The sequence below is a fragment of the Gammaproteobacteria bacterium genome (assembly GCA_041395725.1).
In the GTDB taxonomy this organism is placed as follows: Bacteria; Pseudomonadota; Gammaproteobacteria; order Pseudomonadales; family Pseudohongiellaceae; genus NORP240.
In genome coordinates, this window is sequence record JAWKZW010000001.1 from 2,120,378 (window position 1) to 2,144,604 (window position 24,227).

23 protein-coding genes are annotated in these 24,227 nt (G+C 56.2%); 12 read left to right on the forward strand and 11 right to left on the reverse strand.

Annotated elements, in window-relative coordinates:
- The first annotated feature begins 49 nt into the window (after positions 1-49).
- From rsgA to R3F50_09410, 8 genes are all read left to right on the forward strand, one after another.
- Complete coding sequence (gene rsgA, locus R3F50_09375) at positions 50-1,105, forward strand: ribosome small subunit-dependent GTPase A (GenBank protein MEZ5490513.1); 1,056 nt, start codon at positions 50-52, stop codon at positions 1,103-1,105.
- Positions 1,106-1,185: 80 nt separating this feature from the next.
- The gene (locus tag R3F50_09380) at positions 1,186-1,842 is read left to right on the forward strand and encodes an HAD hydrolase-like protein (GenBank protein ID MEZ5490514.1); all 657 of its coding nucleotides are present in this window, start codon (positions 1,186-1,188) and stop codon (positions 1,840-1,842) included.
- Between the two features lie 148 nt (positions 1,843-1,990).
- Positions 1,991-2,308 (forward strand): quaternary ammonium compound efflux SMR transporter SugE, encoded by a 318-nt coding sequence (gene sugE, locus R3F50_09385; protein MEZ5490515.1) that lies wholly within the window; start codon positions 1,991-1,993, stop codon positions 2,306-2,308.
- A gap of 296 nt (positions 2,309-2,604) precedes the next feature.
- On the forward strand, positions 2,605-2,997 hold the full coding sequence (locus R3F50_09390; GenBank protein MEZ5490516.1) for a VOC family protein: 393 nt from the start codon (positions 2,605-2,607) through the stop codon (positions 2,995-2,997).
- A 406-nt stretch (positions 2,998-3,403) separates the two neighbouring features.
- Entirely contained in the window at positions 3,404-3,988 is a 585-nt protein-coding gene (locus R3F50_09395; protein MEZ5490517.1) for an aminodeoxychorismate/anthranilate synthase component II, read from the forward strand.
- A 23-nt stretch (positions 3,989-4,011) separates the two neighbouring features.
- Positions 4,012-5,040, forward strand: a complete 1,029-nt coding sequence (gene trpD / locus R3F50_09400; GenBank protein ID MEZ5490518.1) for an anthranilate phosphoribosyltransferase — start codon at positions 4,012-4,014, stop codon at positions 5,038-5,040.
- 16 nt (positions 5,041-5,056) lie between these two features.
- Positions 5,057-5,860, forward strand: a complete 804-nt coding sequence (gene trpC / locus R3F50_09405; GenBank protein ID MEZ5490519.1) for an indole-3-glycerol phosphate synthase TrpC — start codon at positions 5,057-5,059, stop codon at positions 5,858-5,860.
- The gene (locus R3F50_09410) at positions 5,853-6,272 is read left to right on the forward strand and encodes a diacylglycerol kinase (GenBank protein ID MEZ5490520.1); all 420 of its coding nucleotides are present in this window, start codon (positions 5,853-5,855) and stop codon (positions 6,270-6,272) included. Before trpC ends, R3F50_09410 begins: the two co-directional genes overlap by 8 nt.
- Before the next feature lie 233 nt (positions 6,273-6,505).
- On the opposite strand, the gene crp is transcribed toward R3F50_09410, so the two are convergent.
- From crp to R3F50_09430, 4 genes are all read right to left on the reverse strand, one after another.
- Positions 6,506-7,141: a cAMP-activated global transcriptional regulator CRP gene (gene crp, locus R3F50_09415; protein ID MEZ5490521.1), complete on the reverse strand. Its 636-nt coding sequence runs from the start codon at positions 7,139-7,141 to the stop codon at positions 6,506-6,508.
- 283 nt (positions 7,142-7,424) lie between these two features.
- Entirely contained in the window at positions 7,425-8,336 is a 912-nt protein-coding gene (locus tag R3F50_09420; GenBank protein MEZ5490522.1) for a hypothetical protein, read from the reverse strand.
- Positions 8,337-8,472: 136 nt separating this feature from the next.
- A complete protein-coding gene (locus R3F50_09425) occupies positions 8,473-8,811 on the reverse strand; it encodes a tRNA-binding protein (GenBank protein ID MEZ5490523.1) in 339 nt (112 codons plus the stop codon).
- Positions 8,812-8,996: 185 nt separating this feature from the next.
- Positions 8,997-9,386, reverse strand: coding sequence for an MAPEG family protein (locus R3F50_09430; GenBank protein ID MEZ5490524.1), 390 nt, complete (start codon positions 9,384-9,386; stop codon positions 8,997-8,999).
- A gap of 622 nt (positions 9,387-10,008) precedes the next feature.
- Between R3F50_09430 and R3F50_09435 the strand changes: the two genes are divergently transcribed.
- Positions 10,009-11,196, forward strand: a complete 1,188-nt coding sequence (locus R3F50_09435) for a cytochrome c peroxidase (protein MEZ5490525.1) — start codon at positions 10,009-10,011, stop codon at positions 11,194-11,196.
- Position 11,197: 1 nt separating this feature from the next.
- Positions 11,198-11,926 carry a hypothetical protein gene (locus tag R3F50_09440; GenBank protein MEZ5490526.1) on the forward strand — a complete coding sequence of 243 codons (729 nt, stop codon included), beginning with the start codon at positions 11,198-11,200 and terminating at the stop codon, positions 11,924-11,926.
- Positions 11,927-12,205: 279 nt separating this feature from the next.
- Here the strand turns inward: R3F50_09440 and R3F50_09445 are convergent, their stop codons facing one another.
- From R3F50_09445 to R3F50_09455, 3 genes are all read right to left on the reverse strand, one after another.
- Positions 12,206-13,324: a serine hydrolase domain-containing protein gene (locus tag R3F50_09445; protein MEZ5490527.1), complete on the reverse strand. Its 1,119-nt coding sequence runs from the start codon at positions 13,322-13,324 to the stop codon at positions 12,206-12,208.
- A gap of 293 nt (positions 13,325-13,617) precedes the next feature.
- The gene (locus tag R3F50_09450; GenBank protein MEZ5490528.1) at positions 13,618-13,890 is read right to left on the reverse strand and encodes a TMEM165/GDT1 family protein; all 273 of its coding nucleotides are present in this window, start codon (positions 13,888-13,890) and stop codon (positions 13,618-13,620) included.
- Between the two features lie 442 nt (positions 13,891-14,332).
- Complete coding sequence (locus tag R3F50_09455; protein ID MEZ5490529.1) at positions 14,333-14,755, reverse strand: PEP-CTERM sorting domain-containing protein; 423 nt, start codon at positions 14,753-14,755, stop codon at positions 14,333-14,335.
- 1,108 nt (positions 14,756-15,863) lie between these two features.
- Here R3F50_09455 and R3F50_09460 point away from each other — a divergent pair.
- Positions 15,864-18,008: a C-type lectin domain-containing protein gene (locus R3F50_09460; protein MEZ5490530.1), complete on the forward strand. Its 2,145-nt coding sequence runs from the start codon at positions 15,864-15,866 to the stop codon at positions 18,006-18,008.
- Positions 18,009-18,220: 212 nt separating this feature from the next.
- Here R3F50_09460 and R3F50_09465 read toward each other — a convergent pair whose 3' ends face one another.
- The gene (locus tag R3F50_09465) at positions 18,221-19,480 is read right to left on the reverse strand and encodes an MFS transporter (protein ID MEZ5490531.1); all 1,260 of its coding nucleotides are present in this window, start codon (positions 19,478-19,480) and stop codon (positions 18,221-18,223) included.
- A gap of 226 nt (positions 19,481-19,706) precedes the next feature.
- Here R3F50_09465 and R3F50_09470 point away from each other — a divergent pair, with 226 nt between their 5' ends.
- A complete protein-coding gene (locus tag R3F50_09470; GenBank protein MEZ5490532.1) occupies positions 19,707-20,129 on the forward strand; it encodes an OsmC family protein in 423 nt (140 codons plus the stop codon).
- A gap of 260 nt (positions 20,130-20,389) precedes the next feature.
- On the opposite strand, the gene coq7 is transcribed toward R3F50_09470, so the two are convergent.
- The 3 genes from coq7 to purH all read right to left on the reverse strand — a co-directional run bounded on the left by coq7 (position 20,390) and on the right by purH (position 24,168).
- A complete protein-coding gene (coq7, locus tag R3F50_09475; GenBank protein MEZ5490533.1) occupies positions 20,390-21,037 on the reverse strand; it encodes a 2-polyprenyl-3-methyl-6-methoxy-1,4-benzoquinone monooxygenase in 648 nt (215 codons plus the stop codon).
- An 11-nt stretch (positions 21,038-21,048) separates the two neighbouring features.
- Positions 21,049-22,344, reverse strand: a complete 1,296-nt coding sequence (purD, locus tag R3F50_09480) for a phosphoribosylamine--glycine ligase (GenBank protein ID MEZ5490534.1) — start codon at positions 22,342-22,344, stop codon at positions 21,049-21,051.
- Between the two features lie 234 nt (positions 22,345-22,578).
- The gene (gene purH, locus R3F50_09485) at positions 22,579-24,168 is read right to left on the reverse strand and encodes a bifunctional phosphoribosylaminoimidazolecarboxamide formyltransferase/IMP cyclohydrolase (GenBank protein ID MEZ5490535.1); all 1,590 of its coding nucleotides are present in this window, start codon (positions 24,166-24,168) and stop codon (positions 22,579-22,581) included.
- Between the last annotated feature and the right edge of the window lie 59 nt (positions 24,169-24,227).

Below are 24,227 nucleotides of genomic sequence, written 5' to 3' on the forward strand. Positions count from 1 at the left end.
CGACAGTGCCGGTCGCAAACGGCGTTACGACAGGCCATGGATCTCCACTATGAGTGACTTTTTGCAGCAGCTCGGTCTCGTACCTTTCTTCATTCAGCAACTGGCAGACATTGACCTGTTGCACAATCGATTGGCGCGCGTGACGTCAGTCCAGCGATCAAGAAGCACGGTTGTCTGTGGCTCAGGTGAGAGAAGTGTGGAGCTGGCGACCGCATTGCGACAATCCACTGCCCTTGACCGGCCGACGGTAGGCGACTGGGTTGTGCTGGATGAGTCACTGGCAAAAATTGAAAAGGTGCTGGAGCGTAAAAGCCTGTTTAAACGCCTGGGCTCCGGCGGAGGCAATGAACTGCAACCCATCGCCGCTAATATCGATATTCTCTTTATTGTCACGTCCTGCAATGAGGAGTTTAAGGAGTCGCGACTGGAACGTTACCTGGCCCTGTGTGCAGAGGCTGGCGCGATGCCGGTTATCGTTCTCACGAAAGCCGATCTGGCAGACGATGCGGACAGCTTTATCCGCCGTGCACGAAGCACGCAGGCTGGCGTGCCCGTTGAGGCAGTGAATGCCCTTGACCCCGCTACCCTCGATGCGGTTCGCTCCTGGGTCGGTACCACCACTACCGTTGCACTGGTTGGTTCTTCCGGCGTGGGCAAGTCAACGCTTTTAAATACCCTGGCAGGCCACTCGCTCAGTGCTACCAGCGAGATCCGCGATAACGACAAGAAGGGGCGCCATACTACAACACACCGGGAGTTGCACAGGTTGCCGTCCGGCGGGCTCCTTGTTGACGTTCCGGGTATGCGGGAGCTGAGGGTGGCTGAGATTGAGCAGTCGATCGGGGCTGTTTTCGACGACATTGCACTACTGGCAGAACATTGCCGGTTCGCTGATTGTCAGCACGAAGCAGAACCCGGCTGTGCCGTGCTACGTGCAATAGAGGAAAATGGCTTCGACAGTCGTCGTCTCGCCAATTACAAGAAGTTACTGCGTGAAAATGCCCACGCTACTGCGTCTTTGGCGGAGAAACGTTCTCAAGGTCGGAACTTCGCGAAAATGGTAAAAGAGGTCAAGCTTATCAAGCAGAAAAAGGGCGATGAATGAAATTCCACAACAGGCACATGCTGATCGCCCTTTCTTGGATTACCGGGCTGTTGCGCCACGGTCCAGGGTGCGGGTGTTAGATGCCAGAGATCAGTAACGTAGAAAACGCCAGCACTTTGATCTTCGATCTGGATGGTACGATCAGCAATCCCAGCCTGGGGATTTACCGGAGTATCAATTATGCATTAACAGTGCATGGATACGCCGCGGTATCAGAAGCACAGGTGGCTTCCGAAATCGGCCCCCCTCTGGATGAGGCCTTTAAAAAATTTGTGCCCGAGGCTGAACAGGTGGAAATTGAAAACCTTGTCGTGACATACCGCGAGCGATACGCTGAAGTGGGGTATTCAGAAAACTCAGTGTATCAGGGTGTACCGGAAGCGCTTCAAGCGCTGTCGTCCCGTGGTGTGTGTCTGGGTGTCTGCACCTCCAAGCGGCAGGATTTCGCAATAAAAATATTGTCGATGTTCGGGTTGCTGGACCATTTCAGCTTCGTTAATGGCGGCGACGTGGGGATAAAAAAGAAGGATCAGCTGGCAGGCCTGTTGCGATCCGGCCAGATTGATGTCGCAGCGGTAATGATTGGTGACCGGGAGATTGATATTACCTCGGCAAAGCTCAATGGGCTGCGATCAGTCGGTGTGCTTTGGGGGTTCGGTGATCTGAATGAACTTTTGGCGGCGGGCGCCAATGTCGTTCTCAGCCACACCAGTGAGCTTGAGCGGCTTGGTATCTGACGATCCGGTGTTGTCGCCGCTATCAGGTCGGGAAGATTTCCGCTGCTTCACAGCAGCCAGTCTTCTCTAGAAATGCTGTATGGCGGCCAATGAACCTGCATTCGCGCGTGAGCAATGACTCTGTGAATCAGGAAGTGAGAGTAAAAATATGCCTTGGGTCTATTTGTTAGTAGCTGGGATATTCGAGTGTGTGTGGGCGATAGGTCTGAAATACACCGAGACTTTTACCAGACCTGTTCCGTCGCTGTTGACTCTGTTGGCCATGGGTATCAGTATCTGGTTACTTTCAGTTGCTATGAAAACGATTCCAGTGGGGACTGCCTATGCTGTCTGGACTGGTATTGGGGCCGTGGGGGTGGCAATAACAGGCATGTTTCTGTTTGGTGAATCGCGAGACACCCTGCGGGTGCTCTGTTTACTTTTGATCATCTCAGGAATCGTGGGGCTTAAACTGGTTTCTTCATAGAAGTGGGTTAATGACAGCGTGTACAAGCAGAACCCTGTTGTCAGCACTTTCGTTAGGCCGCCTCGCAGAAAGCTTTAGCAGACAGTCTGGTAGTCCACCCGTCTATTCGCCACGCCATCTGCCTGTGTCTCAATTTTCTCAGCAAGGAATCCTGCTTACGTATCCGATTTTGCGAGATACAATGTATGGGTGAGCAAACGTCAGGCCATCATCAGGGCATGACGTGGCTGATGCCTTTGTAGTGCTGGCGGCGGTTGCCTGTAGAGCGCCAGATGCAGAGCTCTGGCAGGTAATCAATGAGTCATGGAGAAGCGCCGAACATGAATGCGCCTACTGCTCGTCCTGAAAGTGGCGTAATTATTTACGCAAGGGACTTTCGAAAACTTTCCCGATTCTATATTGAGCTGTTTGGCATGACTGTGCTGAGGGAGACGGAAGATTTCATCAGTATCGGGAGCAGTGCGTTCAATATAGTCCTGCATGTTCCTCCCATCGCGCTTCCAGATCCTCGCTTTAATGCCGTAAAGCTCTTTCTTACCGTGGAGAGTCACGAGCAGGCGAGAAAAAAAGCGATACAATTGGGAGGAATGGCTTTGGCGGGCGAATGGTCCAATCCGATTTTCAAAGTGTGCAATATTGCTGATCCGGAAGGTAACCAGATTCAAATCCGCGAATTCATGTCAAAGTAACATCGTTGGGCCTGGTGCTTGCAGCGCTGCACTCACAGCATCAATAGAAACGTGCAAGAAGGAGGCATGCAAGAGCCAGTGCCGGAATTTATTTGAGTTTGTGGACCAGATCCTGGAGTCCGAATCGCCTGTCTGATTGTGCACCACCGGTGTCAGCTTCGAGCTTCGCTGCCGCCGGTTTACCACGCCACTGTATTTATTAGTTGTTACTCATCCAGCCTTTGTCGCGAAGTGTTCCTGACGAGAATTTTGATGTTTGACGGATCTATAGCAAAATAGCGCCTTCTTCCTGGCCTGCAATCGGTTCTAGTCACCTGGGTATCAGTCAGGTCGATGGGTTGGGTGGCGGTTAGAATAGTCTTCAGTAAATGATTATAAACAAGCATATCAGTAGGTTAACCATCTAATGTTGCTAATGATCGACAATTACGACTCCTTCACCTACAACGTGGTCCAGTACCTGGGCGAGTTGGGTGCGGACGTGCAGGTGTATCGGAACGACGCGATCAGCCTGGAACAGATTGAGGAGCTGGCGCCCGATCATATCGTGATTTCCCCCGGGCCGTGCACGCCCAACGAGGCCGGTATCTCGGTAGATGTGATTAAAAAATTTGCCGGGGTGATTCCATTACTGGGGATCTGTCTGGGTCATCAGAGCATCGGCCAGGCTTTCGGCGGTAACATTGTGCGGGCTGGCAAGGTCATGCACGGCAAGCTGTCCAGTATTCATCACAACGGTGTCGGGGTTTTCGAAGGTCTGGAAAATCCCTTCACTGCTACCCGCTACCACTCACTGGTGATCGACAGGCAGACTTTGCCGGATTGCCTGGAGATAACGGCCTGGACGGAAGACGAGCAGGGGAACCGGGACGAGATAATGGGCGTCCGCCATCGGGAACTGGCCGTGGAGGGTGTGCAGTTCCACCCCGAGTCCATCCTCAGTGAGCATGGCCACAAGCTGCTGGGAAATTTCCTGAAGACAACAATCTGAACAATCTACCAACGAGGTTGGCCATGGACATCAAGACCGCCATCAAGAAAGTCACGTCGCGAGAGCACCTCAGCGCCAGGGAAATGACCGCCGTGATGCGTGACATTATGAACGGAAGCACGACCGATGCGCAGAACGCCGCATTTCTGGTTGGTCTGCAGATGAAAGGTGTGCAGGTGGAAGAGCTGCTTGGGGGTGCCGTGGTGATGCGTGAACTGGTAACGCCGGTGCAGCTGGGTGATAGAGAACACCTGGTGGATACCTGTGGTACTGGTGGCAGCGGCTCCAATAAATTCAATGTCTCCACCGCCGCTGCCCTGGTGGCAGCCTGTGCCGGCGCCCGTGTCGCCAAGCACGGGAATCGGGGTGCCACCAGCATGAGTGGCAGCGCGGATGTGCTGGAGGCGGCCGGTGTCAATCTGACGCTGACGCCGGAGCAGGTTGCCCGGACCATCAGCAAAGTAGGGCTGGGCTTCATGTTCGCGCCCAGCCACCATGGGGCCATGAAACACGTTATTACTGCCCGGCGGGAAATCGGTGTGCGTACTGTGTTCAATCTGCTGGGGCCTCTCACCAATCCCGCCTCAGCCCCGAATCAGGTGCTTGGCGTATTTGATCCGGACTGGATAGTGCCGCTGCTTGAAGTACTCAAGGAATTGGGCAGTGAGCACGTTCTGGTCGTTTCTTCCGAAGACGGGCTGGACGAGATCAGTATTTCGGCTCCCACCCATGTGGGTGAGCTGAAGAACGGCGAAATATTTTCCTACAGCGTGTCGCCGGAAGATTTCGATTTACCGCTACACGACGATTTCAGTGCTTTGCAGATCGACAGTGCCCAGGCGAGTCTGGCGAAATTAAAACAGGCCATCACCGGCCAGCATCCCGAGGGTGCGGAAATCGTGGCACTGAATGCGGGTGCGGCCATCTACGCAGCAGGGCTGGTTGACAGCCTGCCGGCGGGGGTGGAAAAGGCCAGGCAGGTTATCAACAGCGGCCAGGCACTTGATAAGCTGGAGGAACTGGCCAGTTTCACCCAGTCCTTTGCAGCCTGAGAAAGGGAGTTCTACAGTGGTGAAGCCGACTATTCTGCAGGAAATCATTGCACAGAAAAAACGCGAGGTTGCCCAGCGCCAGGCCGCCCGCAGTATGACGCAGTTGCAAGCCGAGTTACCGCCAGCCGGTAATCTGCGTCCGTTCGAAGACGTGCTGGCGGAAAGAATAACCAGCCGCCAGGCGGCAGTCATAGCGGAGATCAAGAAAGCCTCGCCATCCAAGGGGCTTATTCGTCAGGACTTCGACCCACAGGCTCTGGCGCGCGAGTATGCCGAGGCGGGTGCCAGTTGTCTTTCCGTTCTCACCGACGAGCAGTTTTTCCAGGGCAGCGATGATTATTTGCGCCAGGCACGAGCCGCCTGTTCGCTCCCGGTTCTGCGCAAGGATTTCATGATCGACCCGTACCAGATACTGGAGTCCCGGTGGCTGGGTGCGGATTGCATTCTGCTGATCGTGGCGGCCCTGGATGACAACCAGCTTGGTGAACTGTATCGCGCTGCCCGCGAACTCAACCTGGGTGTGCTGGTGGAGGTTCATAACAAGGCGGAGCTGGATGCGGCGCTGGAGCTGGGCAGTCGACTGATCGGCATCAACAACAGGGACCTGCACAGCTTTGACACAACACTGGACACCACCTTTGGACTGCTGCCAATGATCCCACTGGATCGCCTCGTCATCACGGAGAGCGGTATCAACTCGCGCGCCGATGTAGTGTCCATGGAGGAGCAGGGCGTGTACGGTTTTCTCATTGGCGAGACCTTCATGCGGGCAGACCGGCCGGGTGAAAAGCTCCGCGAAGTGGTGTTTGGTGATGACTGACGACCACAAAGACCAGGGCGACCAGGCGCCGCGGGATGCGGAGCGCCGTTCCGGAACCGGCTTAGGGCGGTTTATTCCGGCAACTCTCAATTCCGTGGACGGCATTGCCGCCACTTTGAAAACCGAGTCGGCCTTTCGTCAGGAAATGGCAGCCTTCGTCGTCATGTTACCTGTAGGTCTGTGGCTTGGTGACGGCGGGGTGGAAAAACTGCTGCTGATCGCCCCCCTGTTTCTGGTGCTGATAGTCGAGTTGTTGAACACCGCGGTGGAAAGCACAGTGGATCGCTGGGGAAATGAGTATAACGAATTTGCCAAGGCAGCCAAGGACGCCGGTTCTGCCGCCGTATTTTTTGCACTCCTGTTAGTGGTGATCAGTTGGGCAGTGCTGCTGGTGCTGCCGCGACTGTTCTGAGTCCTGCTCGTCGCGAAAATTTCCGCAATGTGAGCTGCCCGGATTTGCTCGGGGTAAATCCCGCCAGCGCTATGCCGGGTTGGTACCCGCCTGATGCAGGGTTCTGACAGGTATGAAAAAGCCAGCTTCCCTGCAGTTTCGGACTGCACTAAAAGCTGGCTTTCAAGGTCGAGCGGAGGTCCGGCGTGGTGTGGAGCGGCTCCCTGCGCTGTTACTGTGTCAGCAGGGGCTCCCTAGCGCGTGCCGAAAACCACAATGGTCTTACCTGCCACGCTGATCAATTCCTGTTCCTCCAGGATCTTCAACACACGTCCTGCCATCTCCCGGGAACAATTGACGATACGACCGATTTCCTGCCGGGTTATCTTGATCTGCATGCCATCAGGGTGGGTCATGGCATCAGGCTGTTTGCTCAGATCGATAAGTGTGCGTGCGATCCGGCCGGTAACGTCAAAAAAGGCCAGGTCACCGACTTTGCGCGTTGTGTTGCGCAGGCGGCTCGCCATCTGCTTGCCGATAGTAAAGAGAATTTCCGGGTGCTGGCGAGTGTAGGCGTTGAAGTTGGCGTAGCTGATTTCTGCGATCTCACAGGCGCTTCGGGCACGCACCCAGGCGCTGCGTTCGCGTGTGGTTTCGAATAGACCCATTTCACCGAAGAAGTCCCCGGCATTCAGGTAGGCGACCACGACCTCTTTGCCGTCGTCATCTTCCAGGACTACAGACACGGAGCCGCTGACAATGTAGTACAGGGTATCGCTGCTATCGCCTTCATAAATTATCGTCGATCGATTCGGGTAGCGTTTGCGATGGCAATGGGACAGGAAATTATCCAGATCCTGTATATGGGGTGTGATTGCCATGAGTGCCATAGGGCAGACCTCCGTTAAAATCCGCTATTTGTGTTTGGGTGGTCAGTCGAAGACCGATATTCTGATTGTTCTGCTGTTGCCTGCCTGGTGGAGACTTCGGTCAGGCCAGAGTACTGGTTGTCGTTCCGAGTTTTTTTGCTTCACACGAGCGCCACAGCGTCGGAATCGACTAGATCCCAATGTGTAGTTCATCGGCAGTTAGTTGAAATTCTTATCAGTTGAACGAGTATTCTTTACCATACCCGCGGAAAAAGTAAGGTTGTTGGGGGCAGTGCAAGCGCTGTTACAACCCGTTCAGACCCCGCAGCACTGATGGGCTGGTGAGAGGCAGCACCCCGTCAGGAAGGCTCACAGCGGGCAGCCTGAAGGACCTGACCTCCCGCTCAGGACGACTGATTCCGTAAACGATACGCTCCGTTGCGGTTCTGTCCCAGGAGAAGGCCTGCCCCTCCAGGTCGATTTCGATAGTCGCGATATGTACCAGCTTTGGACCCATGGTTGGAGCGCCAAGTACATACATCTCCGGTCGATCATGGCCGGTAAGGTAGAGTAATCCGTCGCTGCCCAGGGCACCACCGGAGGCGGCCATGGGATCCATCCTGGAGATAACACTGTCCGGCATCATCCAGCCACCCAGGCGGCGCCAATCGGCGTCGAAGCGGACGATGGTCGAAAAGGACTGATCCTTGAAGGGTACACCGCCACCAGTACTGTAGTGGGCAAACCCGGCTATCCAGCCGTCTGCCAGGTGGTCGAACCAGGTGAGGGAGCCTTCATCCAGGATTCCCATGCTGAAACTGCGCTCATGGCGCATGGTTTCAGTGTCGAACACCTCGATGGAACTGGCCATGGGGACTTCGGGAAAATTCGAGTTCGCACACAGCAGCGCTCCGTTTTCTTCCAGGCAGCTGTTCAGATGGCGAATGTAACCGTCTCTTGGTGCCGCAAACCTGGCAACCGGTGCGCCGCTCTGTTTGTGGTATTTGCCAATGGTGGTGTTGACGATGGCGTAGAAGTGGTCCCGGTCGGCGGCGGCGCCCTGGCCAGCTTCTGCCGCGGGAAAGCGTGACAGTTCTTCGGCCTGCAGGCGTTCAACTGTGATGGGATTGAAAGCCGGGAGCGAGTTTTGTTGGCCGCAGGCGACGAGCGGCATGGTGCCGGCCAGTATCACGCTGACGAGGGCTGAGAGTCTCAATGAAAGTCTCCTTATCTGGGATCCAGTTTTTGGCATGGTATTCTCAAAGTATTCCTATTGTTTTTTACAGTGGTTTTACCACTGAAGATCTGTTCGTATGACCCGGCGTTAACGGACCCTGCCAGCCTGACAATTTTCAGGCCAGCCGCGCGCCGTTTGGCGTTTCCTGATCTGTGGTGGCCAGCACCACCGAGCCGTCTTCGCGGTGAAATCCGGTCACCAGGCATTCGGACATGAACGGACCGATCTGCTTGGGAGCAAAGTTGATCACTGCCAGAACCTGTTTGCCCAGTAATTCGTCCCGTGAGTACAGGTCAGTAATCTGTGCGCTGGAATTTCTGATACCCACTTCCTTGCCGAAATCCACCCGTAATCTGTAGGCTGGCTTTCTTGCCTCCGGAAATTCCTGCACATCGATGATGGTGCCGACTCTGATTTCAACTTTCTGAAAATCGTTCCAATTGATAGGGTCCATGAAAGCCTGTTACCTCTTTGTGCTATTGGTCTCATTGCCCTCTGTCATTGTGGCGGACGACGTATCGACGCACACTGCCGGGCTGATTTCTGGCCTGGTTCAAAGCTTCCTGGCTGGCAATCGCTGGCAGGTCAGAACAGTTTGCGAGCAGGGGCTGGGGAGCGCCCGCACCGACCCCATTGCATTCATAGTAATATCTGCAAAGCGAGAGTCAGCTGGCACAGGAATCCAGTGACGAAAGCTACGGTGCGCACCCAGGGAATGGCAAATGTATAGGCGCCAAAATGAACCACGCGGGCCCAGAGGTAAACCGTACAGGCGAGCGCGGTGGTCCCATTGTTAAATCCGGCAATTTCCACTACCAGGACCAGAGGAGCAAAAACCACCAGGTTCTCCACTGCATTGGCATGGGCAGCCTTCATGCGGCTGGCCCAGGGCGCCAGGGGTTTCGGATCGGCGGGATACCCGACAGCATCAATAAGACCCCTGACCAGGATCAGGTTCAGGATATAGGGCACCCACATGATGGCAGTCAGAACGGAAACATGGGCCAGATAACTTAATTCGACAGACATGACTGGATCTCCAGATAGTGTTGAGAAGGCAAGCGCGTCGGTTTATGTTAGGAACCTAGAAATTCTTTATCGGTTCTTATTGGCAGTTGTTTTAGAGTCTACCGGCCTTAAGAATGCCCTGTGAATAAGACACAGGAGCAGTGAGCCGGAAAAAGTTGCGAGAAAAACGGGTACAAACCAACTCCTCGCCGTGCCGAACACAAAGCGCCAGTTTGTGCCGCGCGTGTCTCGAAAGATTCCTCCCGGATTTTCAATCCAGTCCCAGGCTGTAAAAAACGCTGCCAGGACGACTGCGACTGCTAACGCGGTGATCACTGCAATCGTAGTGGTTCGATCAGGATAACCCGTCGGTTTCTGTCGTTTTCCTACCGCCAGTTTTTCAATTCGATTTGACACGGCAGAAGTATCCCACCGCGGCGGTAACGATACCAGTTCCTTCCGGATCAGAAACCAGGTCTGCATTACAAGCCAGCGGCGAGTGCCTGGCCAATTGCACCACCCGCTGGCGCCAATGCGGCAATATGCCACATTGATTACTGTTACCAAAGGTATCACATTGATTGTGAGAGTGAGCGTGGTGACACAATCTCGTGTTAGCCACCATCAATAAGAGGTGTCGGTCATGAATTTGCGAAGAGTGGGGGCGCTGTCCCTGGGGTTACTGGCATTAACAGCCCAGGCTGAAGAGCAACCGGATGGGGCCTACCAGGCGTTTCTGCAGGCGCTTGGGGGGCCTGCCTGGATCGGTTCGAGTTCGGACCATGCGATGGCAGACGCCGTTACCAGGCCGATCCCGGCAGTGGATGAATTGCCCATTGACCCGGCTAAGCAGACCCTGGGATTTCAGCTGTACCACGATCCGGGGCTTTCCCGCGACGGCACAGTCTCCTGTGCCACTTGTCACATGGGGATGCTCGGTGGGGCGGATCGAAGGGTTGTGTCGATCGGCATTGGCGGACTGGCGGGTACTCGCAATGCGCCCACGGTATTCAACTCAGCGTTCAATTTTCGACAGTTCTGGGATGGCAGGGCGTTCAATCTCGATGAGCAGTCACTGGGACCCATCACGAACCCGGTGGAAATGGGTCACGATCTGGATGCGGTAGTCGAAGGACTTGCTTCCAATCCGGCTTACGCGAAGCAGTTTGCTGCCCTCTATCCCGATGGTGTCACGGCAGCCAATCTTGGCAACGCCATCGCCGAGCAATCACGCGCCATGACCCGCAGCGACTCGCGATTCAATCAATACCTGAGTTCAGGGGCGGCCACGCTTTCCGAACAGGAGCTAAATGGCTGGCGCCGTTTCAACGACCTGGGCTGTGCGTCCTGTCACAATGGCATCAACCTTGGTGGTAATTCCTACCAGAAGCTTGGTGGCATCGACGATCTGGCTCTGCCCGGTCTGCTTGGCGATGACGCGGGTCTGAGTCTGCGAACCGGGCGGGAGGAAGACCGGCAGGTCTTCAAAGTACCGTCTCTGCACAACGTGGCGCTGACACCTCCCTATTTTCATGATGGCAGTGTGGAAACCCTCGACCAGGCAGTTCGACTTATGGGCCGGCTGAACAGCGGTCGCGAACTCAGTGACAGTGACGCGGGGGACATCGTCGCGTTTCTGGGATCCCTGAGCAGCGAATTCTTTGCCGGCATGGGCAGAGGTATGGGCAGCGGAATGGAAAGCGGTGCTGATGGGCACGGTATGCCCGGTGGCATGCACCAGCATATGCAGCACATGCAACATATGCAGCAAATGCAGCAGATGCAACAAATCAACCAGGGACAGAATCACTCACACGAAGGGGTGCACTGAGATGAACAGGCTACAGGTTAGCGGTATTAGCGGTAATAGAAACTCGATCCGGGCACTGGCAGTCACCTGCTTGTTCAGCTTCCTGTTTGCAGGGCAGGCGGCAGCGGAAACCGGCGACCACCAGGCCCTGTATCTTGACGCCATAGATAGAGTAACGGCTGGCGGATCAATTATAGCGACTGAAATGACACGTATCGCCCGGGGAGAAGTGTCCCACTATGACTTTCTGCAGTATGAACACAGTGAGCTGCTCAGGCATGCCCGGGCCCTGCGTCACCCGCCAGCCAGGCTGGCAGGGCAGCAAAGGGCTGAGGTCATCGCCCGGGCCGAAAGCCTTATCGAGGTTGCTGACTCGCTGGAGCTGGTGATCGCCGACTTTCTTCGGAGTCAGGCCCTGCAGCAAAGTGCGGTCAATAATACCCGGGACCTCGTCGCCGGACTTGCCCGTCTTGACCAGAGTGCCGAGCAGTTGGACAGACTGCAACAGCTTGATGTGCTGGTCTCAACGGTACAGGGAGATAGCCCGCCGGAGGCGCTGACTGCCCTCAACGCAGCCTATAGTGCAGTCCTGGAATATGAACCAGATCCACAGCAGAAGGCGGAATTTACATTCCAGAACCGCCTGATCCAGGACAACGCTAATGGATTGGAGATAGCCATGCAACGGCTGGCCGGTTCCGGGCTTAAAGAGCAGGCTGACAGTTTTCAGGAATACTTCAGCAAGCTCTGATCGAGGAGCCTCTGATTAAGTACTACAGCGCTCTGCAGGAGGTCTGTCGGGCGCTGCTGCCAGGCGTCGTGCGCAGGGAAGGGTCACTCCCTTGCCAAGCGCGACATCGACGCAGTGGCGCCCGACAGGCCCCGCCCGGCGGGGCTTCACACAAGCCCGCTGGCTTCGTTGCCCTGCCCTGGCAGGCCTACGCACGCCGGCGGCAATGCGCCTGGCCAGCAGGTTCGCCTGCAGGTTACATTTTGTGGGGCCTGTTGCCAGATTCCGTGTCGGTAAACCCTACTGGCTGGTGAGAATTCCACCCAGAGTCGACAGCATCGGCAGAGTCCAGTTGCTGCCATTCCTGCCCCAGGTGTTGGTGACGATCGCCACGGCCAGATCAGCATCCGGATAAACCGCAAGAAAGGCTGTGGTGCCCGGATAGCTGCCGCCAAAGAACAGAAACCGAGGGCTGAGACCCGCTCCGATCAGAACCCAGCCATCACTGAACTGGGTGGGGGTGCCGTCAGCGGCGAAGTGGGGCAGGTAAACCTGTTCAAGCACCGCTTCAGAGAGAAACCCGGGGCGCAGAAACTGGCCACCAAAGGTTGCCAGGTCGGAGGCCGTCGAGTACATGTTGCCACCACCGTTGATGACGCTGTGGTCCCGGGTGGGAAGCACCTGCAGCTGTTCGCCAGCCTCGCGTGTGTAGAGATCGATAAACGAATAGTGGCGACTGCGGTGAGGCAGAGGAAACCGCACATCCACAAAGCCGGTGTTCTCCAGGCCCAGTCGAGCGAGCAGCGTCTCCGTGATGTGGTACTGGTAACGGCTGCCTGTGGCCTGCTGAATGGCGGCGGCAAGCAAGACGTAGCCGTAAGAGGAATAAACCTCGGTGTCGCCGGGTGTGGCGACAAGAGGGTCGTCAGCGAAATACGACACTGCCTGTAAAACATCGTCGTAGTGAGCGGCGTAGTACTCAGGCGTGCGCTCCTCCTCGGTATAGTGTCTGACGCCTCCCAGACCACCGGCCAGCAGTCGGGGAGTCACGGGCCCTCCCGGCTTGACCGGAAACTGCGGCACGTAGTATTGAATCGGTAGATCAAGATCAATACCCCCTGCTTCCTCCAGCTGTAATAAGGCCAGTCCAGTAAATGTCTTGTTGACGGACGCCACTTCAAAACGGGTGGCGTCGGAAACATCGACGCCGTGCTCCAGGTCGGCGAAGCCGAGATTCAACCTGTCGATCACTCTGCCCCCGGAAAAGACAGCCGCCTGTAATCCGACCAGCTGCTCCTCCTCAAACACAGCATTGGCGGCTGCGAATATGGCCTGCGCCCTGTCCTGGTCAGGTGTGACCTGGCAGGCGGTCAGTAGAAGCGCCAGAGCGAGGGCGGCGAGGGAAGCAAGTTGGGTCATGGGGTCCTCATTGGTGGGTTCACTAAGTCTTTACGTACTGGGCCGTAGAAGGTTACAAAAAAGGAAGGATAAGCCAGGACGGAGACAATAGGAGCAAGAACAAGAGTGGCTATTTGCCCCATTGCGCGGCCGAGGCGGGAAAGGCGTATTTGGGGCATTGTCGCACTAATGGTGCTGCTGTCAGAACTGGCAGGGCAGAGTTGTCGTGAGTGACCCTGGTCGTGCTGCTGTCACCTGGCAAGCGGGGTGTCACGAGCGACCTGCAGTAGTTACCTGTTCGGGTGATCGGTGTTTCAGGCGTTATAAAGCGTAAAGGCGCCGATAGCGATAAAGCCCACCCCGGCAACATAATGCAGGACCTTTTCGTTGATGTACTCCGCCAGCAGACTGCCTGCCACCACACCCATCGCGGAGGCAACGATTAATGCAGCCGATGCTGCCAGAAAAACCGCCATCTTGCTGACCTCCTTGTCGGTGGCAAACAGCATGGTGGCGAGCTGGGTTTTATCACCCAGTTCGGCGATAAACACTGCAGTGAATATCATCGAGAAAATTTTCCAGTCCATTGTTGTCTCTGCTGCTTAGGGGGTTTATGCCTGTCGAAATCGGGCCGGGACCGGGAAGGCGCTATTTTAAACTACCGCCAACGGTTCAATGTGCTCCGATTAGTCTGGATATTACGCGGAATGGTACCAGAGAAGCCTATGGCTATGGAATCGAACGGGCGAGGGCGAGATCCAAAGTTGCCATGGAAGATGGCTCTCTGGCCGGGAATATTGCCCATCGAATTGTCGGGAAGTGATTGTCTCTTTCTGTGGAAAAAGAATTCTGCGGCAATAGAACTAACGACTACCCGCGCAGCGAGAACTGGGGACAGTTGATTGGAGTATCAAATAGGGGATAGGGGTTTTATGTAAGGTGACCGCAATCTCAGACCCGGGTTAGCGGGCTAAGACTGCGGTCAGTAAACCATGCCAGAAATTGGCAAGAGTGTGGGGGTGCGTGGTGTCAGACCGGTTGGGTCAGGCTTGAGCGCCTTCGGTTTAACGCCAGGCCAAGCAGACCCAGCCCCAGCAGGCTGAGTGCACCAGGTTCCGGCACAGACGCGCTGGAGTCGATGATCTGCCATTGTCCGATAACAACTCCTTGAACAAAGAAGCCGTCACTGTCTATTATGTCGCCGACGGAACCTGCTGCAAGCAACGAGTAGCCGGTGAAGTCTATTGTACTTGCCCCAGAGAAAGCAGCGGATGAAGTGTCGAAAATCTGCGCGTCAAAACTGAAATTGAAAAGATTCAGGTCGATATCGTCTGGAAGTGTCCAGGCATCTGTGTAAGCAGAACTAGCACTGCTAGCCCTAAGGTCCCCAAACAAAATCCGAGTGTTGTTCGTTGGGGCGGAGAAAATTCCCAGCAGGGAGATGCCGTCCAACGTTGCGCTTAGTCCTGAGCCCGAATTCTCAGCCGCGGCTCCAGTAGACGCTATGGTCGTATTGGACAGGTCGGCGATATCCACTGTGAGTAGAATCGGGCGCGCTGTGGCAGCCAGACTCCAACCGGAAAGTAGAATTGTTAAAGCGATTCTTGCCTTTGATGAGCTGATCATCCTGAATTCTCCGTTAAGACCCTGGGACGAAGCACATTAGTAACTATGCAATATGCAATAGGGTGCCAAAATAAAAAAACGAACGGTATACCATCCCTGAGATTTAGTACTAAGCACGTATTGTGCCACTTTTAAAACTTCATATTAATCAATTGGATAGATCGGAGAAATTGGAAGAGGAGCCGAACTTGTAAAGTAAGTTGACGAATCGGCACCTTCGAAGCGACAGAATGTAAAGTTTTTCAACGTCTTGCGTCTGTCGCGAGGGAAATCGATTGGTAGGGGTCGAGGCTTTGCCTGGATTGGACGCTTAAGGGTGAGGTATTAACTGGTGACGTGTGGCACTTACCTGCCATGGCAGCCGTCGAAACGCTTCTTACTTTGCCCAATACCCCCAGTGTTCTGTCAGCTTCCTTTACGGTATCCCGTGAAAGGATGGCTATCATATTGATTTAAATAGCTATTTAAAATCGGCTTGAATCTTGCTTGGTGCCTCTGCTTGACTTGGTTGTTTTTGAGTCAGAAAGAACCCAGAGCGGGCGGTTCAATTGGCTTGTCAAGGGGCGGGCCATGCGATGCCTGTATCAGTACAATTAGTCAGTGCAGTGCAGGCGAACAATTCTGGTCTGGCTGTCGGCTGTCTCGTTGTGGAACAGGCCTATAGCTGGAGGCGGCAGAGTCATTTGCAAAGGACCGTTCTGCGCCGGAAGTTATAGGCAGCGCCGCTTAGTAGATAGAATAATAAGTCAAAAAACTCAGCTGACGGTGGTCAGCAGGGCAGAAGAGTAGCAAACCTAGGCAAAGGAGGGCACAATCAGGTGGAATTGGTTATCGATCAAGAAAAATTATCTGAGCATCCCGGTCAGGCGGTTCAGAATTCAGGACGGCATGCAGCCATAACGGGATCAAATATTTCACTTACGAGGAGCCAAAAATGACAGTCGGGCGACGCAATCTCTGCTTTTTCGGCAGACTATTATCGAGTTTGGGCATCGTTGTTTTGTTTCTGACCGCCGGGTCAGCCTGGGGGCAATCCGGTCTGCCGGTGTCCTATGAAACGCGGATCAGTCTACCGCAGACCGCTGACGTTCTCGGCGTCAATGAAGTGATCTTCAGCTGGACGACGGATGCCACCAGTGGGGTCATAACGATCGAGGACGTCAACGACCTGATTATGAAAGTCGACGACGTGACCCCCAATATAGGTGGGGTCTATCAGGATCGTATCGTTGTTGATGGGGTAATCCAGCCGCTGCTGGGGCCGGGCGGAGGCGCTTCTCCCCCTGCTCTGCCACGCACTGCAGCGAATGTTGCCTGGCGCTTCAATCTCAACACCCAGCAGGTAGAAGAATTCGGCAATCTGATTGGTATCAGTGAGGGTGACTTCAGCGGACTTGGTTTCGACGGATCGGTTTACCAGGTTGAAGGCAGCGGCGGGCTGCCCGATTACGAAATAGTCACCTACCCGGTGGAAGGTGTCGACCAGACCTGGGAAGCGGCCCGGGACGAAGCCTATGCTAGGGGCGGGACTCTGGCGAGCCTGAACACACCGACAGAAGAGAAGTTGATTTTCTTTAAACTGCGAACTCATCCGGAGCCCATCAACGCAGGACTCTGGCTTGGTGGTTATCAGAAAGCTGACTCGGTGGAGCCTGCCGGTGGCTGGAGGTGGCTGGACGGGAGCTTTATCCCGACCACCAGATCCTACACCAGCTATGCCAACTGGAAGCGAGGACAGCCCGACAATGGCGGCGGCGTAGAGAATTATGTCGCGGCCTATGTCGGTGGCAGGTTTGGCTGGAGTGACGAAGCCAACGACGCGGAAATGGATGGTTTCATTGTTGAATTCGCTGGCGGGCAGGCCTCGGTAACCCGTTTCGTAGATGGCGCAATAGACGGTGACTCCAGCACCGAAGATCAACTCCTTCAGCGCACTGGCATTGTGTCCAGCACAACGGTAAGGGATTTCTTTGCTCCGCCAGGACAAGGTACAGTTTTTGACGTTGACCTGTTCGAACAGGAAGGTAATGTCGTTCGCGGTGGCACGGTCAACGCCGATGTATGCATTGCCCCCGACCCGCGGGAACCGATTATTTTTTACGGTGAAGAGCTTGAGGAGAGCGAATTCGAAGGGTTTGCAGGCGGTTCGCTTGTGGTTTCGCAACTGGCGGGTACCGGTACCTGCACGGGTGATCTGCCATTGGTAAGCGAAGCAGATGAATATCAGACCTGGGAAGAGCTGCTGGCCGACGTCGATCTGGTTGTTCCCGAATATTACCGCTCGTTTTTCGGTGAAGTCACTTTTGTACCGCTGGACAGCGAGGACGAGGTAACAATATGGGCGGCATGGGTATCCGTTGCAGTGATCAGAACTGACGGTGTGGAATACGATGGCCCGGTTTCCTCGGTTTCGTTTCCTGAGTCGTTTGTCGACTACAGCAACGAACCTGCTGGGGAGATCCCCGCCTGCAACAATGAACTGGACTTTCGAAGTCTGGATGTCGGGGGAACCAACGGGACGTTTGGAGAATGGCCTAACGTGGAAGGCATCGACGTTATTCTACAGACTGCTCAGTGCAACCGCTCCTGGAGCCTCACGCGCAGGACGACCCATCTGAGCCCCATGCGCTTCGTTGGCGGTGGATCGGCAGTCGAATCGGGAACACGTTTGCTGGTTTTCCAGTTGAAAGGGATAAGCGGCACGCTGGCAGAAGCAGCTTCCTGTACCGATCCGACCCTTCTGGATTTGCTGGCAGATGAGTATCAGTCTACTCTCGGCGCGCTCTCCAGCCAGGACTATTCTCTCGCAATTCAACATCTTGAAGAGTTCGCCAGGATCGCCAATGCAGACGATGAGTACGGCGACGGGTTTAACAACTGTGCCGTCGAGGCTAACTACCGAGGCAACTTTGTAGCGCGGGCTATCAGCGCGGCGTTTACCACCTGGGACAGGCTTCTTCCTGAGAATCAGGATCCCGAGACCTGGGAGATCTATCCGCTACCCGAAGAATTCTGCGGGCTGGTGCCGGACCTGCGGGACGCGGGAGAGGCTGGCGCGACCTGCGTGGCACCACTCTAGACCTCTGAGCAGATCGTTGTCAGTAAACCTGCCAGGCGCCAGCCTGGCAGGCTTCTTTACACTGTTTATCCTGTCTCTGAGTGGCTACCAGGAAAGCGGCTATCCCGATAGCCAGGGTGTCAGCTCTGATCGGCATGGAAAAATCCGGTGTCGGCATCAATCAGCCGCTCCCTGGCTTGAGCACTGTATTTCCTGGGGAGTCTTTGTCAGGGTCAGCAACTTTCGCCGGTACTAGCTAATGCGTCAATCTGCGGCAACGCCTGCGCATCCGGCTGGGATAACTCCAGTGCTTCCTGGGTCGTCCTTGGCACGGCGTGGAAGGGTTCGAAAAAGTGTCGGTCGACATCGTGATAGACGAGGCGTACCAGCAGCCAGAAGGTGAAGGCGATCAGTGCTGCGCCGGACGCCAGGAAAAACCCGGACTCCAGTCGCTGGATGGTTGCAGCGATGATCGGTGGTCCGATTACCGCGCCGAGGCTCTGCATGAGCAGGATGACACTGCCCACCTGCAACAGGTTGAGCTGCGAGTTGTCATTGGCATGGGCAAGGCAGATTGAATACAGGGGAAAGGTGCTGGCACCGAACAGCATCATTACCGGGTAGATAACCAGGCCGTAACGGCCGGTCAGCAGAATGGCCGCCGCACAGATTATAACTGCCACTGCGACCAGCAGCAGAATGACCAGGCGCCGGTCGATTCTGTCAGACAGGCGCCCGGCTGGCAGCTGGGTGATGGCACCGCCGACGATGGTGAGCGCCATGAATAGCCCTACGCGTTCCACGGGCACCCCGTGGGCAGTCGCTACCAGCGGGCCCAGGGCCCAGAAACCGGATGTCACAAACCCGGCGACGAACGCGCCCAGTACCGCAACCTGGGATGATCCCACTACCCTACGGAATTGCAGACCGGCCAGGGGCAGCGGTGCCGGTGCGGCGCTGCGGGTCACGCCTACGGGGATTGCCCCCAGAGCCAGAAGGATGGCACCAAGAGTAATCAGTTCTGTGAATTCGAGGTCAAGTCCGATCAACAGCTGTCCGGCACCGATCGCCAACAGGGTCAGCAGGGAATAAGTGGAGAGTATCAGGCCCCGGTTATCGGCGCCGGCCTGTTCATTCAGCCAGCTTTCGAAAATCATGTACAAACCGGCCAGCGCCCAGCCGGTGGTGAAGCGCGCCAGCATCCAGAACAGCGGACTCTCAATCAGACCCAGCACCAGTAAAGCGGCGTTGGCGGTGGAGGCCAGCACCAGGTACATGCGGATGTGACCCACCGCGCAGACCAGTCTAGGGATTGAAAGGCAGCCTATGACGAAGCCCAGAAAATAGGCGGATCCGGCAAAACCAATAAGCAGTGAGGAAAATCCCAGCGTGTCGGCATACAGCGGCACGAGGGTCAATTGCAGGCCATGGCCGGTCAGCAGGATGACCAGCGAGAGAAACAGGGCCATGACATTTTCGAAGGGCTTGATCATGAAAGCGTCCTGGCGACGCGTCGGCGCCACATCATTGCGTGCGTGGAGCTCTAGTGTAACGAAAATAGTGTCGCCTGTGAGACCGCAGCGCCCTTTCCAGGCCGCAGATTTCAGCTTTATTCAAGCTGTGTTACCCTTTCGCGCCGGCAAACACGCCGACAGTCACGCCGGTTGTCATACTGAGCGCAATGGGTTCCACTTAACGAGAGACCGATACGAGAGGCCGATGAAAACTAAAGTTCGCTGGATAGAAGATGTAATGTTCCTCGCCGAGACCGGCAGTGGTCACGGTATCGTCATGGATGGTGCCCCGGAGGGTGGCGGTCGCAACATGGGTGCCCGGCCCATGGAAATGCTGCTGGTCGGTGTCGGTGGCTGCAGTTCCTACGATGTCGTCAGCATCCTGAAGAAAGCCCGTCAGCCGGTCTCCTCCTGCGAGGCCGAAGTCACCGCCAAACGTGTGGACGCGGTGCCGGCGGTTTTCGAATCCATCCACCTGCATTTCAAAGTGAAGGGCAAGGGGCTCAGCGCCAAGCAGGTGGAGCGGGCCGTCGAGCTGTCGGCGGACAAATACTGTTCGGCCAGTATCATGCTCAAGCAGGCCGGGGTGGCCATAAGTCACGATTTCGAGGTGATCGAGGAAGACTAGCGGGCGCCATGCGCCTAGGTCTGCTGATATTCTATTTGTCGCCCTGCAGGGCAAGGTGCTGGCTGGCGCCTGAAGTCGTGGCGTGAGAATACGCAGGCAGGGCCGAAAATTATCGGTGTGGCTGGTCTTGATGACTAGCCTTGCCGGCTATCCTGTTAGTGGGCTGTTGCGGGGAGGTTCAAAGTACAGGGGGCCACATCGGGCATGACGGTGCTTCGACTGGCCGGTGATCAGCACCGGCTGACTTGCGAATGGTCAGGTCAGAGGCGGTAAACAGTCTTCTTCATCACCTGTGACAGGCCAGCCATGGCCTGTCTGACCGGAAACGGCAGATCGGCTCCGCCAGCCTGTTTCGCGGTTTCACCATGCTGTCGTTCGTCGATAATCATCTGTTCCAGAATTGCCCTGCTCTTCTGGTCATCGCCCGGCAGCTTTTCCAGGTGGTCCTGCAGGTGCCGGCAAACCTGGTTTTCGGTCTCCGCCACGAAGCCCAGACTCCATTTGTCGCCGGCCAGTCCGGCGGCAGCGCCGAGGCCGAAGGACAGGGTATACCACAAGGGGTTGAGTGCGCTGGGGCGGCTGTCCAGTTCCGTCAGGCGTTGTTCACACCAGGCCAGATGATCCACCTCTTCGCTGGCCGCGTGAGCCATGGATTCCCGCACATCGTCCAGCCGGGCTGTCAATGCCTGACCCTGATACAGCGCCTGGGCGCAGACTTCACCGGTATGATTAATGCGCATCAGGCCGGCGGCATGTCTGCGTTGCTTGTCGTCCAGTTCAGTCTCGACCCTCGTCAGGGCGGGGTTATCCCGGCCCGCCTGGCTGCTGCCCGGCACCAGCGTGCGCAAGGCCTGATCGAACTGAACCAGTAACTTATCAACGGGACTGAGCGGGCGGGTTTCACGCATGACGATGGGTCCTATTTCTGATCCTGATTTTCTCTGGCAATGGCACGATAACCAATGTCGGTTCTGAAGTAAACGTTGTCCCAGCTGATGGTATTGACCAGTTGATAGGCCGCCTGCTGGGCTGCTGTCACGGTATCGCCCAGGGCAGTGGCGCATAAAACCCGACCGCCATTGGTGACCACCGTATTGTCCTGAAAGGCCGTGCCGGCATGGAATATTTTCTGATGTGCTCCACAGGGCTGGTCCAGCCCGGAGATAACAGCGCCTTTCTGGTAGCTGTCCGGGTAGCCGCCGGCCGCCAGTACGACACCCAGTGCGCGGCGCTCATCCCAGCGGGCCTCAACCTCGTCGAGCCTGCCGTCCAGCGCTGCCAGGCACAAGTCGGCCAGGTCAGACTGCAGACGCATCATCACCGGCTGGGCTTCCGGGTCACCAAACCGGCAGTTGAATTCCACCACATTGACGTCGCCGGCCGGGGATATCATCAGGCCGGCATACAGGAAACCGGTGTAGGGATTGCCGTCGGCCGCCATGCCTTGCACGGTCGGTGCAATCACCTGCTCAATAATGCGGGCGTAGACGGCATCGGTAACTACCGGTGCGGGTGAATAGGCGCCCATGCCACCGGTGTTGGGCCCCTTGTCACCGTCATCCCGGGCCTTGTGGTCCTGTGAGGTCGCCATGGGCAGAATATGCTCGCCGTCCACCATGGCGATAAAACTGGCTTCCTCGCCAGCGAGGAAGGCTTCGACTACTACCCGGTGGCCGGCCTCACCAAAGCGATTGCCAGACAGCATGTCTTCGATGGTGGAGGCCGCCTCCGCTTCGTTCTGGGCGATGATAACTCCCTTGCCGGCCGCCAGGCCGTCGGCCTTGATCACAATAGGGGTGCCCTGCCCTCGCACATAGGCAAGGGCCGGCTCGACCTCTGTAAAGGTCTGGTAGGCCGCTGTCGGAATGCCGTGACGCTGGAGAAAATCCTTGCTGAAGGCCTTCGAGCCTTCCAGCTGGGCCGCTTTGGCGCTGGGCCCGAAGCAGGCCAGGTTACGGGCAGCGAAATAGTCGACTACACCGGCGACCAGTGGCGCCTCGGGGCCGACGATAGTCAATTCGACGCCTTCTCTCTGAACGAATTCCACCAGCCCGGGGAAATCAAGCACGTCCAGGGCAATGTTCTCCACGCCGGGTTCCAGTCGGGTACCGGCATTACCGGGGGCCACATACACTTTTTCCACCCGTGGCGATTGGGCTACTTTCCAGGCCAGCGCGTGTTCTCTACCGCCACTGCCAAGAACCAGAACTTTCACGTGTCAGTCTCCTGCATTACTTTTCCAAGCGCCGGCGTGTTGGTTGGCACTTGCCGATACCCTTTGGATTCAATGATCTGGCAGGCTGTGAAGAATACCCTGCGCGGCCGCTGCGGGGTTAAAAGCGGGTCTGAAATGCTTTTGTACCACCAGGCGCCGATTTTCAGATTATCTCTGCTTTGTCTCTTAAGCTCCGAAAAAATCCAGCCCCGGAAAAAATATTTCACCAGTCAGCTAGTGGCGGAAATGGCGAACACCGGTAAACACCATGGCTATACCGTGCTCGTTGGCCGCACCGATTACTTCGTCGTCACGCATGGAGCCACCTGGTTGGATCACCGCCGTGATGCCCGCCCTGGCAGCGGCATCAATACCATCGCGAAACGGGAAAAAGGCGTCTGACGCCATGACAGAACCGCGTACTTCCAGATTTTCATCCGCCGCCTTGATGCCCGCTATCCGGGCGCTGTAGACCCGGCTCATCTGGCCGGCTCCGACACCCACCGTCTGGTTGTTTTTACCGTAGACGATGGCATTGGATTTGACGAATTTGGCAACGATCCAGCTGAACTGCAGGTCGCGAAGCTCTTCCGCGGAAGGCGCCCGCTCGGTGACCACTTTAAGTTCCTCTTCGCTGACTCGGCGGATATCCCGGTCCTGCACCAGCAGGCCGCCCACTACCCGTTTGAAGTCCCAGCCTGGCACCGGGGTTGCGGGCAGCGGGCCGCAAGTCAGTACCCGCACGTTCTTTTTCTCTGCTGAAATCTGTAACGCCTGGTCAGAAACAGAGGGGGCGATAATTACCTCGGTAAACTGCCGGGAAATGATTGCCTGGGTCGTTTCAGCGTCCAGTTCCCGGTTAAAGGCAATAATGCCTCCGAATGCCGAAGTGGGGTCGGTCTGAAAGGCCAGATTGTAAGCTTCCAGTATCGAGTGGGCCACCGCCACGCCGCAGGGGTTGGCGTGTTTGACGATCACACAGGCCGGCTCGGCAAAGGATTTTACACATTCCAGCGCCGCGTCGGTGTCGGCGATATTGTTATAGGAAAGCTCCTTGCCCTGGTGTTGAACGGCAGTGCTGATACTGGCCTCGTCCTGATCTCTCTGAACATAGAAGGCTGCCTGCTGATGGGGGTTTTCACCATAGCGCATGGCCTGCTTTTTACGGAACTGGGTAGTGAAGGTGCGCGGAAATACCCGGTCATTGTCCGACTCGGCCTGGGGCAGTCGTGTGCCCAGGTAGTTGGCAATCGCGCCGTCGTAGGCCGCGGTATGCTCGAAGGCCTTCACCGCCAGGTCGAAACGAAAGGCATGATCCAGGCTGCCGTCGTTAGTCTGCAGTTTTTCCACCAGCGGTTGGTAGTCATCCGGATTGACCACGATGGCCACGTGGGCATGGTTCTTGGCTGCCGCGCGCACCATGGTGGGACCGCCGATGTCGATATTCTCGATGGCGGTAGGCAAATCACAATCGGGATTGGCGACTGTCGCTTCAAAGGGGTAGAGGTTGACCACCACCAGGTCGATAGGCGGAATATCGTGCTGCGCCATGACTGCCTGGTCCAGCTCGCGTCGGGCCAGGATTCCGCCGTGAACCTTGGGGTGCAGGGTCTTGACCCGGCCGTCCATCATTTCCGGAAAACCGGTGTAATCGGAAATTTCAATGGCTGGAATACCCTCCGACTGCAGCAATCGGTAAGTGCCGCCGGTGGAGAGAATTTCGATGTTCAGTGCAGTGAGAGATTTTGCCAGTTCGACAATGCCGGATTTGTCAGACACGCTTATAAGGGCCCGACGGACGGCAGCAGGTTTAGCTGAGGTCATAAGAAGTTCAAGGATCTGGGTTTTGGTCGGGATGGTCGGCTTCCATTATGCCGGCGGCT